Source organism: Kitasatospora fiedleri (genome assembly GCF_948472415.1).
In the GTDB taxonomy this organism is placed as follows: Bacteria; Actinomycetota; Actinomycetes; order Streptomycetales; family Streptomycetaceae; genus Kitasatospora; species Kitasatospora fiedleri.
This window is the reverse complement of record NZ_OX419519.1, coordinates 3330447-3346304: the sequence shown is the minus strand read 5'-3', so window position 1 is coordinate 3346304 and position 15858 is coordinate 3330447. Positions and strand designations below refer to the sequence as shown.

General features: G+C 74.6%; 18 protein-coding genes and 1 pseudogene. 16 read left to right on the top strand and 3 right to left on the bottom strand.

What is annotated here, in order from left to right; genetic code table 11:
- Window positions 1-44 precede the first annotated feature (44 nt).
- From QMQ26_RS15465 to QMQ26_RS15450, 4 genes are all read left to right on the top strand, one after another.
- Window positions 45-872, top strand: a complete 828-nt coding sequence (locus tag QMQ26_RS15465) for a sugar phosphate isomerase/epimerase family protein (protein WP_100837707.1) — start codon at window positions 45-47, stop codon at window positions 870-872.
- 61 nt (window positions 873-933) lie between these two features.
- Window positions 934-1713, top strand: coding sequence for a class I SAM-dependent methyltransferase (locus QMQ26_RS15460; protein WP_282206037.1), 780 nt, complete (start codon window positions 934-936; stop codon window positions 1711-1713).
- Between the two features lie 116 nt (window positions 1714-1829).
- Window positions 1830-3674, top strand: coding sequence for a dihydroxy-acid dehydratase (ilvD, locus tag QMQ26_RS15455; protein ID WP_282206036.1), 1845 nt, complete (start codon window positions 1830-1832; stop codon window positions 3672-3674).
- Between the two features lie 47 nt (window positions 3675-3721).
- Window positions 3722-4243, top strand: coding sequence for a hypothetical protein (locus QMQ26_RS15450; RefSeq protein ID WP_282206035.1), 522 nt, complete (start codon window positions 3722-3724; stop codon window positions 4241-4243).
- A gap of 7 nt (window positions 4244-4250) precedes the next feature.
- On the opposite strand, the gene QMQ26_RS15445 is transcribed toward QMQ26_RS15450, so the two are convergent.
- Both QMQ26_RS15445 and QMQ26_RS15440 read right to left on the bottom strand, forming a co-directional pair.
- Complete coding sequence (locus QMQ26_RS15445) at window positions 4251-5459, bottom strand: SCO2583/SCO2584 N-terminal domain-containing protein (protein WP_282206034.1); 1209 nt, start codon at window positions 5457-5459, stop codon at window positions 4251-4253.
- Window positions 5460-5520: 61 nt separating this feature from the next.
- Entirely contained in the window at window positions 5521-5949 is a 429-nt protein-coding gene (locus QMQ26_RS15440) for a hypothetical protein (RefSeq protein WP_282206033.1), read from the bottom strand.
- A 136-nt stretch (window positions 5950-6085) separates the two neighbouring features.
- Between QMQ26_RS15440 and QMQ26_RS15435 the strand changes: the two genes are divergently transcribed.
- From QMQ26_RS15435 to QMQ26_RS15395, 9 genes are all read left to right on the top strand, one after another.
- Window positions 6086-6703 carry a DUF6461 domain-containing protein gene (locus QMQ26_RS15435; RefSeq protein WP_282206032.1) on the top strand — a complete coding sequence of 206 codons (618 nt, stop codon included), beginning with the start codon at window positions 6086-6088 and terminating at the stop codon, window positions 6701-6703.
- A gap of 109 nt (window positions 6704-6812) precedes the next feature.
- Window positions 6813-7640, top strand: coding sequence for a pyrroline-5-carboxylate reductase (proC, locus tag QMQ26_RS15430; protein ID WP_100837714.1), 828 nt, complete (start codon window positions 6813-6815; stop codon window positions 7638-7640).
- 11 nt (window positions 7641-7651) lie between these two features.
- Entirely contained in the window at window positions 7652-8305 is a 654-nt protein-coding gene (locus tag QMQ26_RS15425; RefSeq protein WP_100837715.1) for an HAD family hydrolase, read from the top strand.
- Between the two features lie 191 nt (window positions 8306-8496).
- Complete coding sequence (locus QMQ26_RS15420; protein ID WP_282206531.1) at window positions 8497-9708, top strand: MFS transporter; 1212 nt, start codon at window positions 8497-8499, stop codon at window positions 9706-9708.
- 143 nt (window positions 9709-9851) lie between these two features.
- Window positions 9852-10112 (top strand): hypothetical protein, encoded by a 261-nt coding sequence (locus QMQ26_RS15415; protein WP_282206031.1) that lies wholly within the window; start codon window positions 9852-9854, stop codon window positions 10110-10112.
- Window positions 10087-10617, top strand: coding sequence for a DUF6879 family protein (locus QMQ26_RS15410; protein ID WP_282206030.1), 531 nt, complete (start codon window positions 10087-10089; stop codon window positions 10615-10617). The genes QMQ26_RS15415 and QMQ26_RS15410 overlap by 26 nt, the downstream gene beginning before the upstream one ends.
- Window positions 10618-10638: 21 nt before the next feature.
- A complete protein-coding gene (locus QMQ26_RS15405) occupies window positions 10639-11487 on the top strand; it encodes a helix-turn-helix domain-containing protein (RefSeq protein WP_282206029.1) in 849 nt (282 codons plus the stop codon).
- Window positions 11488-11583: 96 nt separating this feature from the next.
- Window positions 11584-11715 (top strand): hypothetical protein, encoded by a 132-nt coding sequence (locus tag QMQ26_RS15400; protein WP_282206028.1) that lies wholly within the window; start codon window positions 11584-11586, stop codon window positions 11713-11715.
- Window positions 11712-12845 (top strand): methyltransferase domain-containing protein, encoded by a 1134-nt coding sequence (locus tag QMQ26_RS15395; protein ID WP_282206027.1) that lies wholly within the window; start codon window positions 11712-11714, stop codon window positions 12843-12845. The genes QMQ26_RS15400 and QMQ26_RS15395 overlap by 4 nt, the downstream gene beginning before the upstream one ends.
- Window positions 12846-12961: 116 nt before the next feature.
- Here the strand turns inward: QMQ26_RS15395 and QMQ26_RS15390 are convergent, their stop codons facing one another.
- Window positions 12962-13129, bottom strand: a complete 168-nt coding sequence (locus tag QMQ26_RS15390) for a DUF397 domain-containing protein (protein WP_282206026.1) — start codon at window positions 13127-13129, stop codon at window positions 12962-12964.
- Window positions 13130-13434: 305 nt separating this feature from the next.
- Between QMQ26_RS15390 and QMQ26_RS15385 the strand changes: the two are divergent.
- From QMQ26_RS15385 to QMQ26_RS15375, 3 genes and pseudogenes are all read left to right on the top strand, one after another.
- Window positions 13435-14621: pseudogene (locus tag QMQ26_RS15385) on the top strand (acetoin utilization protein AcuC).
- The gene (locus QMQ26_RS15380) at window positions 14618-15484 is read left to right on the top strand and encodes a phosphatase (protein WP_282206025.1); all 867 of its coding nucleotides are present in this window, start codon (window positions 14618-14620) and stop codon (window positions 15482-15484) included. The pseudogene QMQ26_RS15385 and the gene QMQ26_RS15380 overlap by 4 nt, the downstream one beginning before the upstream one ends.
- Before the next feature lie 117 nt (window positions 15485-15601).
- Window positions 15602-15811, top strand: coding sequence for a helix-turn-helix domain-containing protein (locus QMQ26_RS15375; RefSeq protein WP_014136488.1), 210 nt, complete (start codon window positions 15602-15604; stop codon window positions 15809-15811).
- The last annotated feature ends 47 nt before the right edge of the window (window positions 15812-15858 follow it).

Below are 15858 nucleotides of genomic sequence, written 5' to 3'. Positions count from 1 at the left end.
CGGCCCGGGCCGCCCGGGCGGCGCGGCGCAAGCTGGACCGGCCGGTGCTGCCGGCCCCGCACCCGGCGCTGCACGTGCCCGACACGAAGGTCGCGCTGTCGACCGCGTCGGTGTACCCGTCGACCACCGGGACGGCCTTCGAGCTGGCCGCCCGGCTGGGGTACGACGGCGTCGAGGTGATGGTCTGGAACGACCCGGTGAGCCAGGACGTGGAGGCGCTGCGGCGGCTCTCCGACCGGCACGGGGTGCCGATCCTCGCGGTGCACGCGCCGTGCCTGCTGATCACCCAGCGGGTGTGGAGCACCGACCCGTGGACCAAGCTGGTGCGGGCCCGGAAGGCGGCCGAGCGGCTGGGCGCGGACACCGTGGTGGTGCACCCGCCGTTCCGCTGGCAGCGGCAGTACGCCAAGGACTTCGTGGCCGGGATCGGCCGGATGGCGGGGGAGACCGACGTCCGGTTCGCGGTGGAGAACATGTACCCGTGGCGCTACCGGGACCGCGAGGTGCTGGCGTACGCGCCGGGCTGGGACGTCACGGACGAGGAGTACCGGCACTTCACCGTCGACCTCTCGCACGCCGCGACCTCCCGCACGGACGCCCTCGAACTGGCCGACCGGATGGGCGACCGGCTGGCCCACGTGCACCTGGCGGACGGCTCGGGCTCGGGCAAGGACGAGCACCTGATCCCCGGACGCGGCAAGCAGCCCTGCGCGGAGCTGCTGGAGCGCCTGGCCCGCACCGGCTTCGACGGCCACGTGGTGCTGGAGGTCAACACCCGCAAGGCGGGCGGCCCGGCCGAGCGGGAGGCCGACCTGGCCGAGGCGCTGGCCTTCACCCGGCTGCACCTGGCGACGGCGCGGCCGGCCGACTGACACCTTCGCCGTCGGCGAACCTCCGCCGCCGCGCCGGGCGTTCGCGCCTAGAGTCGGACCCGTGACGAAACAGGGGAACCCGCCGGTGTACGACACCGCGGCGCACGCCAACTCCTTCGGCCCGGTGGCCGCCCAGTACCAGGCCGCCCGGCCGTCCTACCCGGACGCGCTCTTCGACGCGCTGGAGCGGCTGACCGGCCGCCCGCTGGCCGGGGCCGAGGTACTGGACGTCGGCGCGGGCACCGGCATCGCCACCCGGCTGCTGGCCGGGCGCGGCGCCCGGGTGGTCGCGGTCGAGCCGAGCGAGGGGATGGCCGCGGTGCTGCGCGAGCTGAGCCCGGGCGTCCCGGTGGTGAAGGCGGTGGGTGACGAACTCCCGTTCCACGACGCCTCGGTGGACCTGGTGACGTACGCCCAGGCGTTCCACTGGACCGACCCGGCGCGCTCGATCCCGGAGGCGCTGCGGGTGCTGCGCCCGGGCGGGTCGCTGGCGGTGTGGTGGAACGTCAAGGACGTCGAGGTGCCCTGGCTGGCGGCCCAGCAGGAGCGGCTGGCGGCGGCCCTGCCCACGTACGACCACCACAGCGGGGTGAACGCCAGGCCGGAGAAGTTGACGGGATCGGGCCTGGAGGTGCGCTCCGCGCGGCTGCGCTGGGAGCGGACCGTCCCGGTGGAGCAGGTGATCGACGACCTGACCTCCCGCTCGTACTTCGCGGTGCTGGAGCCGGAGCGGCGGGCCCCGGTGCTGGCCGCCGAGCGGGCGGCGCTGCTCGCCGAGTTCCCGGACGGGCAGGTCACCGAGCCGTACCGGCTGGACGCCTTCGTGCTGCCGAAGCCGTAGCGTCCGGGGCCGCGTGGCCGGCCCGCGCTGACCGCATCGCGGACACCGGGTCCGGGAGCGGCCGTCGCGGGCGTAGGCTCGACAGCCCCCGAGAGTCTCCTGAAGGAGCGGCAACGATGCCCCAGCTGAGGTCCAACACGGTCACCCAGGGTCGCAACATGGCGGGCGCGCGCGCCCTTCTGCGCGCCGCGGGCGTAGCCCGCGAGGACTTCGGCAAGCCGATCATCGCGGTCGCCAACTCCTTCACCGAGTTCGTCCCGGGCCACACCCACCTCCAGCCGGTCGGCCGGATCGTCTCCGAGGCGATCAAGCAGGCGGGCGGCATCCCGCGCGAGTTCAACACCATCGCGGTCGACGACGGCATCGCGATGGGCCACGACGGCATGCTGTACTCGCTGCCCTCGCGCGACCTGATCGCCGACTCGGTGGAGTACATGGTCAACGCGCACTGCGCCGACGCGCTGATCTGCATCTCCAACTGCGACAAGATCACCCCCGGCATGCTGATGGCCGCGCTGCGCCTGAACATCCCCACCGTCTTCGTCTCCGGCGGCCCGATGGAGGCCGGCAAGGCCACCCTGGTCGACGGCACGGTGCGCAAGCTGGACCTGGTGGACGCGATCTCCCAGGCGGTGAACGAGAACGTCTCCGACGCGGACATCTCGATCATCGAGGAGAACGCCTGTCCGACCTGCGGCTCCTGCTCGGGCATGTTCACCGCCAACTCGATGAACTGCCTCACCGAGGCGATCGGCCTCTCGCTGCCCGGCAACGGCTCGCTGCTGGCCACCCACACCGGCCGCCGCGCCCTGTACGAGCAGGCCGGCCGCACGGTGGTGGAGATCACCAACCGCTACTACGGCGGCGACGACGAGTCCGTCCTGCCGCGCAACATCGCCACCCGCGCCGCGTTCGAGAACGCCATGGCGCTGGACATCGCGATGGGCGGCTCCACCAACACCATCCTGCACCTGCTGGCCGCCGCCCAGGAGGCCGAGGTCGACTTCGACATGCGGGTCATCGACAGCATCTCCCGCAAGGTGCCCTGCCTGTCCAAGGTCGCCCCCAACGGCTCCTACTACATGGAGGACGTGCACCGCGCGGGCGGCATCCCCGCCATCCTGGGCGAGCTGTACCGCGGCGGCCTGCTGCACGAGGACATCCACACCGTGCACTCCGACTCGCTCGCCGAGTGGATGAAGACCTGGGACGTGCGCGGCGGCTCGGCCTCCGCCGAGGCCGTCGACCTCTGGTACGCCGCCCCCGGCTGCGTCCGCTCCGCCGAGGCGTTCAGCCAGTCCGAGCGCTGGGACACCCTGGACACCGACGACGCGGGCGGCTGCATCCGCAGCGTCGAGCACGCCTACTCCGTCGAGGGCGGCCTCGCCGTCCTGTACGGCAACATCGCCGAGGACGGCTGCGTGGTGAAGACCGCGGGCGTGGACGAGTCGATCTGGCGCTTCCGGGGCAAGGCCGTGGTCTGCGAGTCCCAGGACGAGGCGGTCGAGAAGATCCTGACCAAGCAGATCACCGAGGGCGACGTGGTGGTCATCCGCTACGAGGGCCCCAAGGGCGGCCCCGGCATGCAGGAGATGCTCTACCCCACCTCCTTCCTCAAGGGCCGCGGCCTGGGCAAGGCGTGCGCCCTGATCACCGACGGCCGGTTCTCCGGCGGCACCTCCGGCCTGTCCATCGGCCACGTCTCCCCGGAGGCGGCCTCCGGCGGCGCCATCGCGCTGGTCGAGGACGGCGACCCGATCACCATCGACATCCCGGCCCGCACCATCAACCTCGACGTCTCCTTCGAGGAACTGCACGAGCGCCGCCTGAAGCTGGAGTCCGAGGGCGGCTACCGCCCGAAGAACCGCGACCGGAAGGTCTCCGCCGCGCTCAGGGCGTACGCCGCGATGGCCACCTCCGCCGACAAGGGCGCCGTCCGGGACGTCTCCAAGCTCGGCTGAGGCGCGTTGCCCCGGGGGCGGGCCCCGCTCGTGGTGATAATCGGACCGTGAGTACGACGCGTACGACGGCCACGACCACCACCGCGGACGGGGCACCCGCCCCCCGGCCGATCCGCTGGTTCGGCACCACCTGGGTCCGGCGCGGCCCCGACTACTGGCTGCGCCGCGTCGCGGTCTCGCTCGGCGCCCTCGCCGCCACCGCCGCCGGGGCGCTCGCGCTGCGGCTGGGCGTCTCCGGCGTCCGGCTCTCCGGAGCCGCCCCGCTCTCGCTGCCGCTGACGCTCGCCATCGGCCTCTGCTCGGCGCTGGCCGGCCTGCGGAACTGGAAGATCCTCACCGAGGGCCGGGACTCGCTCACCGGCTGGATGGCGGAGGAGAAGTCGCTGGCCGGGGTCTGGCTGATCGGCTCGGTCGGCGCGCTGGCCGCCTACTTCGCCCGCAGCCTGGTCGAGGCCCCCGGCGAGGGCCTCCGGCGGGCCGTCCACGACCAGGAGACCGCCACCTGGCACCGCCGCGGCGCCGCCCGGGCGGAGCGCGAGGCCCGCAGGGCGGCCCGGCGGCGGGTCTGAGCACCCGTCAGGTGCGGCTCAGCGTGCCGCACTCCCCGTCGCTCCTGAGCGGCTCGGTCCGGTCGTACGGGTCGGTGGTCGGGCCGCTCGGCGCCGGGTCGGCCGAGCTGTCCCCCATGAAGTCGAACACGGGCTCCAGGTAGCCGGAGCCCATCTCGCACCGGTTGTTGCCGAAGTCGCTGCTGCTCCTGTCCAGCACCGGCTTGCCGGGCGTCACCCGGTAGTGCTTCGGGTCGTAGAACCGGAAGTCCTGCACCCGGCGGACGATCTCCCGGTCCACCACCCGGCTGTGGTCCGCCTCCGCCCAGGCGGCCGGCTGCGCGCTCCCGCCGGTGCCCGGGGCGGCCTTCCCGGCGTCCGGGCCGGGGCGCAGCGCGTACACGTAGGTCACGTCGGTGTGCACCAGCATGCCCTGCTCGCCGTCGCCCTCGACGCTGATCCGGCCCTGCACCTTCACCTGGTCGGTGACCGGCACCGCCCGGGCCGGGTCGAACCGGCTCAGCCAGGTGGTCGGGTCGTTCTCGGCGCTCGGGTGGGCCAGCGCCGCGCTCAGGTCCTTCGCGTCCTGCTCGTCCATCAGGTCCAGGACGGGCTGCGCGCTGCCGCCCGACAGCACCTGCGGGTTCAAGTCGGCGGCGACCAGGTACGCCTTCACCGCGTCCACGTTCGCGGCCACCTGCTTCGCGCTGAACACGCCCGTCGCGGGCATGCCGTCGGGCCCGCCGATGCCGTCCGCGCCGTTCGGCCACGCCTCGGCGGGCGAACCCGCCCAGGGGCGCTCCGGGGTCGGCAGGTCCGGGTCCACGGACGGCGGGGCGCTGCTCGGCGGGGCGGTCTCCGCGCCCACCGTGGGCAGCGCGGAGGACGCCGGGGCGTCCGAGCGGCCCGCGCCGGTCAGCCGCAGGCCGACCAGCACGACCGCCACCACCAGCGCGAACAGCAGCACGCCGCGCACCGGGCGGGCGCGCTTCGGCCCGGCGGCGCGGCCGGTCCGCCGGGCCTTCCCGGCGGGCCGCACCTCGGTGGTGGGCCGCCACGGCTCGTTCACCGGCGGCGGTTCCCGCTTCCACCGCTCGGTCAGCATCCGGGCCCGCCCGGAGGCTTCCCTGTTCGTCGCGGCGCGGACGAACTCCTCGTCCAGCACCAGCCCCTCGAAGGGGTCGTCGGAGCTGCCGGGACCACCGTCGCCCGGCCTCGGCTCATCTGTCGTCGGCACGGCCGGAAGTATGCCGACCACCGCCGACACGCCCGACAACGGGGTCGGACGTGACGCGCCGTCAGCCCCGGCGGGCCGCCTTCACCGCCCCGACCACGCCCGCCACCGCCAGCAGCACGCCGGCCGGCAGCAGCGAGGTGAACAGCGCCCCGAACAGGCCGTGGCTGCCCAGCAGCCACAGCGCCAGGGTGTTGAGCACCAGCAGCGCCCCGGTGGCGGGCAGCGCCGACTGCCACGGGTGGGCGTCCGCCCAGCGGCGCAGCCGCCGGTCGCCGCCGCTGCGCAGCCGCCCGCCCACGGTGCCGACCAGGAAGAAGAAGAACAACCCGAGGCTCACCGGCCCGGCCAGGATGCCCCATGACCAGTCCAGGGTGACCACGTCCACCGCGAGCGCGGCCCCGCCGACCACCGTGCCCACCGCCGCCGCCGTCCGCCACGGGCCGAGCGTCGCGGCGGCGACGGCGACCTGGCGGTTCTCACGTCCTGACAACTCTCCGTGTCCCATGCCTCCACGGTGCTCCCCGCCGGGCCCGGAAGCCATAGCCGGTACCCCTGAGATTCCCCCTACGGGCCCGGGCCCGCCGCGGCCGTGACGGGGTGTCGGAGGGGCCCGCCACAATGGGGCCATGACGTCGACCGCGCACGACTACGCCTGGATCGCCGACTCCGACTGGTTCCCCGACTGCCTGGACGCCGGCTACTCGCTCACCCTGGTCCGCAGCCGTCCCCCGCGGGAGGCGCTCGACCTGCTGGGCGCCGTCCCGCAGGGCTTCGCCGACGGCGTGGACGACCTGTTCGACTGCGCGGAGGAGCTGCGCGCCTGGGTCCGGGGCGGCCCGGACGCCTCGTTCACCGTCGGCGCCCTTCCCGTCTCCGGCGACGGCGGCGACTGGACGCTGCTGCTGGCCCTGGACCGGAGCGCCGGGCTGGACGCCGCCCAACTGGCCGCGCTGTCCCGCGGCGGCGACGCCGTGCAGCACGACAGCGCCGCGGACGGCTCCGCCGACCGCTTCCGGCACTACCGGGACGGCGAACGGCGGGTCTCCTTCGCGCACCCGGACGCGGCGGACGGCCCCGACGCGGCGGCGACCCGGGCGCTGCTGGCCGAGGTCGACCGCCGGGGCGGCGGCGACCTGCGGCCGGCGGTCTTCGCGCTCGCCGAGCGGCTCACCGGCGTCCGGATCACCGAGGAGCTGGTCCGGGACGGCGCGTTCGCCCTCGGCGTCGTCCCGGACGGGGACTGACCGGGGCGGGCCCGGCCCGCGCCCGCAGGGTGGACACCTCCGCCGGGCCGGGCGGCTCCGGGGGCAAGATGGCGGCCAGGAACCGGAACCGCAGCGTACGGAGAGGCCCATGAGCGACACCACGACCGGCGGCCAGAAGATCGCCTTCCTCGGCACGGGCAAGATCGGCGAGGCCCTGCTCTCCGGACTGCTGCGGGCCGGCACCTCGCCCGCCGACGTGCTGGTCACCGCCCGCCGCCCCGAGCGCGCCACCGAACTCGCCGACCGCTACGGCGTCACCACCGTCGGCAACGCGGAGGCCGCCAAGCTCGCCGACACCCTGATCCTCGCGGTCAAGCCGCAGGACATGGGCACCCTGCTGGAGGAGCTGGCCGAGCACGTCGCCGCCGACAAGCTGGTCGTCTCGGCCGCCGCGGGCATCCCCACCGCCTGGTTCGAGGAGCGCCTCGCCCCCGGCACCCCCGTGGTCCGGGTGATGCCCAACACCCCGGTGCTGGTGGACGAGGGCATGAGCGTGATCTCCGGCGGCTCGCACGCCACCGAGGCGCACCTGGCCCGCACCGAGGCGATCTTCCGCTCGGTCGGCAAGGCGCTGCGCGTCCCGGAGAACCAGCAGGACGCGGCCACCGCGCTGTCCGGCTCCGGCCCCGCCTACTTCTACTTCCTGGTCGAGGCGATGATCGACGCCGGCATCCTGCTCGGCCTGCCCCGGCAGGTCGCGCACGAGCTGATCGTGCAGTCCGCGATCGGCGCCTCGGTGATGCTCCGCGACTCCGGCGAGCACCCGGTCAAGCTCCGCGAGGCCGTCACCTCCCCGGCCGGCACCACCATCGCCGCCATCCGCGAACTGGAGAACCACGGCGTCCGGGCCGCCCTGCTCGGCGCCCTGGAGGCCGCCCGGGACCGCTCCCGGGAGCTGGCCGGCGGCGGCAAGTAGGCTCGGGCCCCGTGAGCTACGACCTGCTGATCCTGGACAACGACGGCGTGCTGGTGGACAGCGAGCCGATCTCCAACCGGGTGCTCGCCGAGTACCTGACCGAACTCGGCCACCCCACCACCGTGGAGGACTCCTACCGGGACTTCATGGGCACCGCCGCGCACACCGTGCACGACGTGGTCGCCGAACGGTACGGGGCCCGGCTCCCGGAGGGCTTCGACGACCTGTTCCACGCCCGGGTGTTCGCCGCCTTCGAGCAGGAGCTGCGGCCGGTGGCCGGGGCCGAGAAGCTGCTCACCCACCTCCGGGAGCGCGGCGTCCGCTACTGCGTCGCCTCCTCCGCCCACCACGCCTGGATCCGCACCGCGCACCGCCTCACCGGCCTGTCCGGGTACTTCGCCGACGAGCTGCTGTTCTCCGCCCAGGACGTCGGCGTCGGCAAGCCCGCCCCCGACCTGTTCCTGCACGCCGCCCGCACCATGGGCGCCGACCCGGCCCGCTGCCTGGTCCTGGAGGACAGCCGCAACGGCGTGCTGGCCGCCCGCGCGGCCGGCATGGACGTGTACGGGTACGCCGCGCTCACCGACCCGGCCAAGCTCACCTCGGCCGGCGCTACCGGGCTGCTCACCGGGCTGGACGAGGCGATCGGCCTGCTGGGGAGCTGACCGGCCGCCGCCGCGCCCCTCCTGCCGCGCCCCTCCCGCCGCGCCCGCCGCGCCCCGCCGGCCGGCGCACCCCGCCGGCCGGCACCGCCGAACTGGTCCCGCCGCACCCCTCCCGCCGGCGCCGCCGACCGCCTACGCTCTGCCCAACAGTTGCGTACCGGCCGGTAGCGTCGGTGGTGAGCGAGGTCCCGATGCAGGTCACGGCCACGGCCGCCCCCACTCCCCGGCTCCGGCGGGCCCGGGCCGCGCTGGCCGTCTCCTTCTTCCTCCAGGGCACCACCTTCGCCCTGCTGGTCACCTGCATCACCGACTTGCAGAAACGTTACGGCCTCAGCGACGGCCTGCTGCCGGTCTTCCTGGCCGCCGTCCCGATCCTGGCCGGGGTCGGCTCGATCACCTCCGAGACGCTCGTCAAGCGCACCACCGCCCGCGGCGTCCTGCGGGTCGTCCAACCCGCGCTCTGCCTCACCCTCGCGCTCACCGGACTCGGCTCCCGGCTCTGGCAACTCGCCCTCGCCCTCGGCCTGTTCGGCCTGCTGGTCGGAGCCCTCGACGCCTCCATGAACATGCTCGGCGTCGGCCTCCAACACCGCTACGGCCGCAGCATCATGATCGGCTTCCACGCCGCGTTCAGCCTCGGCGGCATCCTCGGCGCCGCCCTCGCCGCCCTCGGCGCGCACCGGAACACCGGCCTGCCCCTGCTGTTCGGCGGCGCCGCGGCCGTCCTGGTCCCCGCCGCGCTGATCGCCGGCCACTGGTTCGCCGGCCCCGCCGAACTCGGCGACGCCGTCCGCGAGGCCGCCGCGCTCGCCGCCCGCCGCATCCCCTGGAAGCCGCTGCTCCCGCTGTGCGCCGTGATGGCCTTCGCCTACATCGCCGACGCCTCCGTCTCCAACTACAGCGTCAAGTACCTCACCGACGGCCTGCACAGCCCCGACGACCTCGCCAAGTTCTCCTACCTCGGCTACATGGTCGCCATGCTGCTCGGCCGCGCCGTCGGCGACCGCGCCGTCCAGCGCTTCACCGTCCTCCCCGTGGTCCGCGCCGGCACCGCCGTGGCCGGCGCGGGCTTCCTGATCGCCGTCCTCGCCCCCGGCACCTGGACCGGCGTCCTCGGCTTCACCGTCCTCGGCTTCGGCATCTGCGCGATCATCCCCCAGGTCTTCGCCGCCGGCGGCCGCCTCTTCCCGCACGCCAGCGACGCCGCCGTCGCCCGCCTCAACCTCTTCAACTACGTCGGCTTCCTGATCGGCTCCCTCCTGGTCGGCGCCCTCGCCGAACTCTCCGACTACCGCTGGGCCTTCTGCGCCCCCATGCTCCTCGTCCTCGCCATCCTCCCGCTCGCCCCCCACTTCGCCCCCGCCCCGGCCGAACAGCCTGCCCCGGCCCGGACACCGGCCTGAGCCCCGGCCTTCCGCCGGACCGCGCGAAGCTCCCTCCCCGCAGGTGCGCGCCCACCCGCAACCGCGCGCCCTTGACGGCCCGTCGCCGGGAAGAGGACGGTGGGCCCCGAGTGACCACAACCGGTTTGGTGACGGAGGGCGTTGTGGAGCTGGATTTCATCGGGATCGACCCGGAGACGGGCAAAGAGGGCTCACCGACCGCGTGGGTGGACCGGGAGAACCGGGAGATCGTCATCCAGGGCTGGACCGCCGGTGCGGACCTGCTGGACGTGATCTCCCGGATCGCGTGGGCGCCCGACCACACCCCCGGGATTCCGGAGGGCGAGGCCGTGGTGCGCGTCCCGGCCCGGATGGCGCGGATCTTGAGGGAGGCATGCGATGTGGCTGAACGCGCCGGACTTTGACCAACTCCTCGGCGGTGCCCGGCACACCGCGGTGCACCTGGAGCTGCGCGACACCTACAGCGTCCCGGACGAGGCCGACGCCGTCGAGCGCTTCCGCCGGACCGGCGCCTCCGACCTGGACCCCGACTCCGAGTACTGGCGCGAGTGGACCCGGATGGTGCGCGAGGCGGCCGATCGGGGAGTCGCCATCCGCCGGGCCCGGATCGTCTCCGAACCGGTCACCCTCTACACCCGCTACCTGCACGCCATGACCCAGGTCAACGTCACCGCCGGTGAGGAGGTCCGCTGGCTGGCTCGCCGCGACACCTGCGACCTGGCGCTGCCCGGCGAGGACTTCTGGCTGGTCGACAGCAGCCGGGTGCGCTTCAACCACTTCACCGGCGACGGCGACTGGGCCGACCCGCGCTTCTCCTACACCGAGGACCCGGCCGTGGTGAAGCTGTGCACCACCGCGTTCGACGCGGTGTGGGAGCGCGCCGTCCCGCACGAGCAGTACACCGTCTGACCCGCCGCGCCGAGCCCCACCGTGCCCGCCTCCCCGTCGTCCAGCGTCCGGGCCGCCCGGGCCGCGCTCGCCGTCCGCCTGCGCGAGCTGATGTCGGACGCCGGACTCGACGGCAAGGACCTGTCCGCCCGCTGCCGCTGGCACCCCGCCAAGACCTCCCGCATCCTCTCCGGCAAGTCCGTCCCCTCCGAGTCCGACCTGCGCGCCTGGTGCGCGGCGTGCGGCGCGAACGGCCAGGCCGACGACCTGATCGCCACGCTGCGCGCGGTGGCGCTGATGTACCGGGAGTGGCGGCAGGCCCACCGCGCCGGAATGCGCCGGGCGCAGGAGGAGTCGCTGACGCGCCACCAGGAGACCTCGGTGTGCCGGGCCTACGTCTCCAACGTCTTCCCCGGCTTCCTCCAGACCGCCGCCTACGCCACTGCCCTCCTGCGCGCCATCACCGTCTTCCAGCAGACCCCCGACGACGTGGCCGCCGCGGTCGCCGCCCGCCTCGAACGCGGCCGACTCCTGCACGATCCGCGCCACCGCTTCGTCGTCCTCATCGAGGAGACCGTGCTGCGCTACCGCATCGGCGACGCCGCCGCGATGGCCGACCAACTCGGCCACCTCCTGGCCGTGATGCCGCTGCCCGCCGTCTCGGTCGGTGTCATTCCCTCCACCGCGCAGCGCACGATGTGGCCGCTGGAGGCGTTCTACCTGTTCGACACCGCGCAGGCATCGGTGGAGACGCTGACCGCCGAGGTGACGGTGACCCAGCCCCGCGAACTCGCCGACTACCACCGGGCCTTCGCCGAGCTCGCGAAGATGGCCGTCCACGGTGCCGCCGCCCGGGCGCTGGTCACCGCGGCGATCGACGCCCTCGGGTGATTCCCCGCAATCGTCCGCAATCGCGTTGAGGACGGCTCACACCGCTCTCTACCGTCGAAGTCCCGCACCCCCGACAGCAACGGCAAGGAGGCCGGCATGGACACCGAGGTGGAGAACGACGACGGAAGCGGGGGAGACGGGCACCCCGGCACGCCGTGGACGCCGCCGCCCACGCCGCCGTCCCCGGACGGCACGACTCCGCCCGGAGACGGGGGACACCGCAAGTGACGCTCGCACCCGAGCAGCAGGACCGCCCCGAGCCGGGGCGGTCCTTCCCCGTCGCCGCCGCATGGGCACCGGCCTTCGCCGCCGTGCCGCGCGCACTGTTCCTGCCGGACCTCATCTGGGCGCACGACATGGCCACCGGCACCAGCCGCCCCCTCGACCGGACCGCCGACGAGAGCACCTGGCTGGCGGCTGCCGCCGCGGACATCCCGATCGTCACCCAGTGGGACGACGGTGAGCACCGGGGCACCGAGCCCGGCACGGTGCCGACCAGCTCCGCCTCACAGCCGTCCCTGGTCGCCGCCATGCTGGACGACCTCCGGATCGAGTCCGGGATGCGGGTGCTGGAGCAGGGCACCGGCACGGGCTGGAACGCCGCCTTGCTCGCCCACCGGATCGGCGACGCGAACGTGACCACCATCGAGATCGACCCCCAGGTCTCCGCCCGGGCCCGGGCCTCGCTGCACGCCGCCGGTCACCGCCCGCACCTCGTGTGCGGGGACGGCGCGCTCGGCCATCCGCCCGGAGCCCCGTACGACCGGATCACGGCGACGTACGGGCTGCGGGAGATCCCGCCCACCTGGATCGAGCAGACCCGCCCCGGCGGGATGATCCTGGCCCCCTTCGGCACCCACTACTCCAACGCCGACGCCCTGGTCCGCCTCACCGTGGCCCGCGACGGCACCGCGACCGGGCCGTTCCTCCAGCCGGTCGAGTTCATGAAGATGCGCTCCCAACGTCTGCGGTGGCCGAACAACCCGGCCGATGGAGGCACGGTCGCCGAGGGCACCACCACCGCCACGCTGCCCACGCACGGCAAGTTCGACCCGTTCCCGTTCGCTGCCGGCCTGCGCCTGCGCGACGTCGTCCACGCCGTCCAGTCCCACGAGAACGGTGCCCGGACGCTGTGGCTCTACTCCCTCACCGTCCCGGCCTGGGCCGCAGCGACCTTCCGCGACGGCGAGACCACCCACCTGGTCCGCCAGTACGGCGGCCGCTGCCTCTGGGACGACTTCGAGCGGACCCTTGCCTGGTGGCACGGCGCGGGCCGGCCCGGGATCGGGCGCCTCGGACTCACCGTCACCCCGGACGGCTGGCACGCCTGGCTCGACGACCCCGCCCAACCGATCTGACCGGCCGCACGGCGGGAAGCCCCTTCTCGGGGAGGGGTGTTCTCGGCGGCGGGCGGCGGGCGGCGCGGTCAGGCCGGGCCGAACCCGCCGGTCGCGGTGGCGGGGACGAAGGCCGCTCAGGCGGTGGGGGTGAACTCCAGGTGGGGGCCGTGCGGGTCCTTGGAGTCGCGGACGTGGCCGAAGGCGGCGTCGTCCACCTCGATGCACCTGCCGCCGTCGGAGTTGCGGCGGCCGCTCTTGCGCCGGCGGCGCTCGGCGGGCGGTTCGGGATCGTCATGGGCCATCGGGGGCCGGTCCTTCCCCCTCGGCACTGATCAGTTGCTCGGACCCGGCCTCGGACCGTGCCTGGGCCTTCAGCAGAGCGTGGAGCGCCCCGCGTGCCGCGACCTCGCGTTCCCCTTCGACGACCGTCCCGGCCCGGGCCGGTGCCGCTGCGCGACGCCCGGAGCGCAGAGCGTGACGATCGCGGAGCGGGGAAGGGCCGGTGGCCGCCGTGGCCGCCTCCCCGCCCTCCCGCGACGGCGGCACCGCTCGCGAAACCGTCCGGAGCGGACCGGGTGCCGGGGGCGGTCCCGATACGGTGGGGGTCATGGCGGAAACCACCTGCGGCCTGCACCTGTTCTGGGACGAGGCAGAGACCGGATACGACTTCGGGCCCGGGCACCCGATGGACCCGACGCGCCTGGCGCTGACGATGCGGCTGGTCGAGTCGCTGGGGCTGGCGGAGCGGCCGTCCGTGACGGTGCGCTCGGCACCGGCCGCGGGGGACTCGACGCTGCGGCTGGTGCACACCGCCGAGTACGTGGCGGCGGTGAAGCGGGCCGCCGCCGACCCGTCCGCCGTCGACGCCGCGCACGGGCTGGGGACGGACGACAACTGGGCGTTCCCGGGGCTGCACACCGCGTCCGCGCTGATCGCCGGCCAGTCGGTGGCCGCCGCCGAGGCGGTCTGGCGCGGGGAGACCCCGCACGCCGTCAACTTCGCGGGCGGGCTGCACCACGCGATGCCCGGGCGGGCGTCCGGGTTCTGCGTCTACAACGACCCGGCGCTGGCCATCGCCCGGCTGCTCGAACTCGGCGCCGAGCGGATCGCCTACGTCGACGTGGACGTCCACCACGGCGACGGCGTGCAGCAGGCGTTCTGGAACGACCCCCGGGTGCTGACCGTCTCGCTGCACGAGAGCCCGGCCACGCTGTTCCCGCAGACCGGCTGGGCCACCGAGACCGGCGGGCCGGACGCCGAGGGCACCGCCGCCAACCTCCCGCTGCCCGCCGGGACGGGCGACGCCGGCTGGCTGCGCGCCTTCCACGCGCTGGTGCCGGAACTGCTGGCCGCGTTCCGCCCGCAGGTGATCGTCAGCCAGCACGGCGCCGACACCCACGTCGAGGACCCGCTGGCCCACCTCGCCGTCACCGTCGACGCCCAGCGGCTGATCGCCGAGGCCGTCCACCGCCTCGCCCACGAGCACGCCGACGGCCGCTGGATCGCCACCGGCGGCGGCGGGTACGCGGTGGTCGACGTGGTGCCCCGCACCTGGACGCACCTGGTGGCCACCGCCGCCGGCCACCCCGTCGACCCGGCCACCGAGACGCCCGAGGCGTGGCGCGCCGAGGTGTACCGGCTCACCCGCCGCCCCGCCCCGCTGCGGATGACCGACGGCGCCACCCCCACTGGTCCGACTTCCAGGACGGCGGCTACGACCCGGCAGACCGGCTCGACCAGGCGATCCTGGCCGCCCGCCGGGCCGTCCTGCCGCAGCACGGGCTGATCCCGTGACCGCCCGGCCCGCCCGGCCCGCCCGGACCACCCGCGCGGAGCTGCGCGCCTACCTGGTCAAGCACCGCCTGGCCGGCCCCGAGGTCCCCACCCCCCGGCAGAACAACCTGCGCCACTACCGGCTGTTCGCCCAGGGCGACCCCAAGGCACTGATGGGGCTGGAGCCGGAGCCCCGCCGCGACGAGGCCGCCGTGCTGCGGCTGATGGCCGAACGCGTCGGGGTGAACCCCGACCCGCGCCACACCCAGGGCCCGGACTCCATCGACCCCGACCGCACCCTCGACGCGCTGGACCGCCTCGCCGCCCTGCTGCGCCGCACCGCCGGCCGGCGCGGCAGCGTGCTGGCCGGCACCGGCCACCCCACCAAGCTGGCCGGCTTCCACCGCGCGCTGGCCGAGGCGCTCGAAGCGGCCGGCTGCACCGTGCACACCCCCGCGCGCGGGGCGCGCTTCCGCGAGCCCACCCCCGAGGGCGAGCGCCCCCGCCGCCTCGACGTGCTCGACGGCGTCCTGGTGGTGCGCGCCCTGGACGGCCCCGACGGGCCCGGCCGCCCGGGCCCCGGCGACCTCGCGCACACCCACTCCCCGCTGCCCGTCCGGCTCGCCCTGACCGCCCTCGCCGACGCCGGGCACCCCCCGCCCGACCTGGTGCTGGGCGACCACGGCTGGCTCTGCGGCGCGGGCCGCCTCGGCATCCCGGCCGGCGGCATCGCGGACTGCAACGACGTCGCCCCGTTCGCCGCCGAGGCGGACGGCCTGGTGGAGGTGGTCGTCCCGCTGGAGGACGGCTCCGCGCCGAGCTGCTACGTCCCGCTGAGCGACTACGTACTGCAACGGGCGGATCTCGCACCGTACAACAGGTGACGGCCCCCCTCTTCCCACCCGTACCATGCATAACTACTCTGGGGATACACGTGTGCCGGTGGAGTCACCGGAGGGGAAGCCGGTGCCTTGCACACGGGTAAGGGTCGGTGATGGGTCATGAGTTCCGGCGAGCGTCCCCTGCAGGATGTCGTCTTCCTGACCGTGGCCGAGGTCGCCTCGGTGATGCGGGTGTCGAAGATGACGGTCTACCGTCTGGTGCACAGCGGCGAGCTTCCGGCCATCCGGGTCGGCCGCTCCTTCCGGGTGCCCGAGCAGAAGGTGCACGAGTACCTCCAGGAGTCCTACGTGCGGCTCGAAAGCGCGTAGCTCACCACCACCACGGGCACCGATTACGGCAAACGCGAGGTGGACGG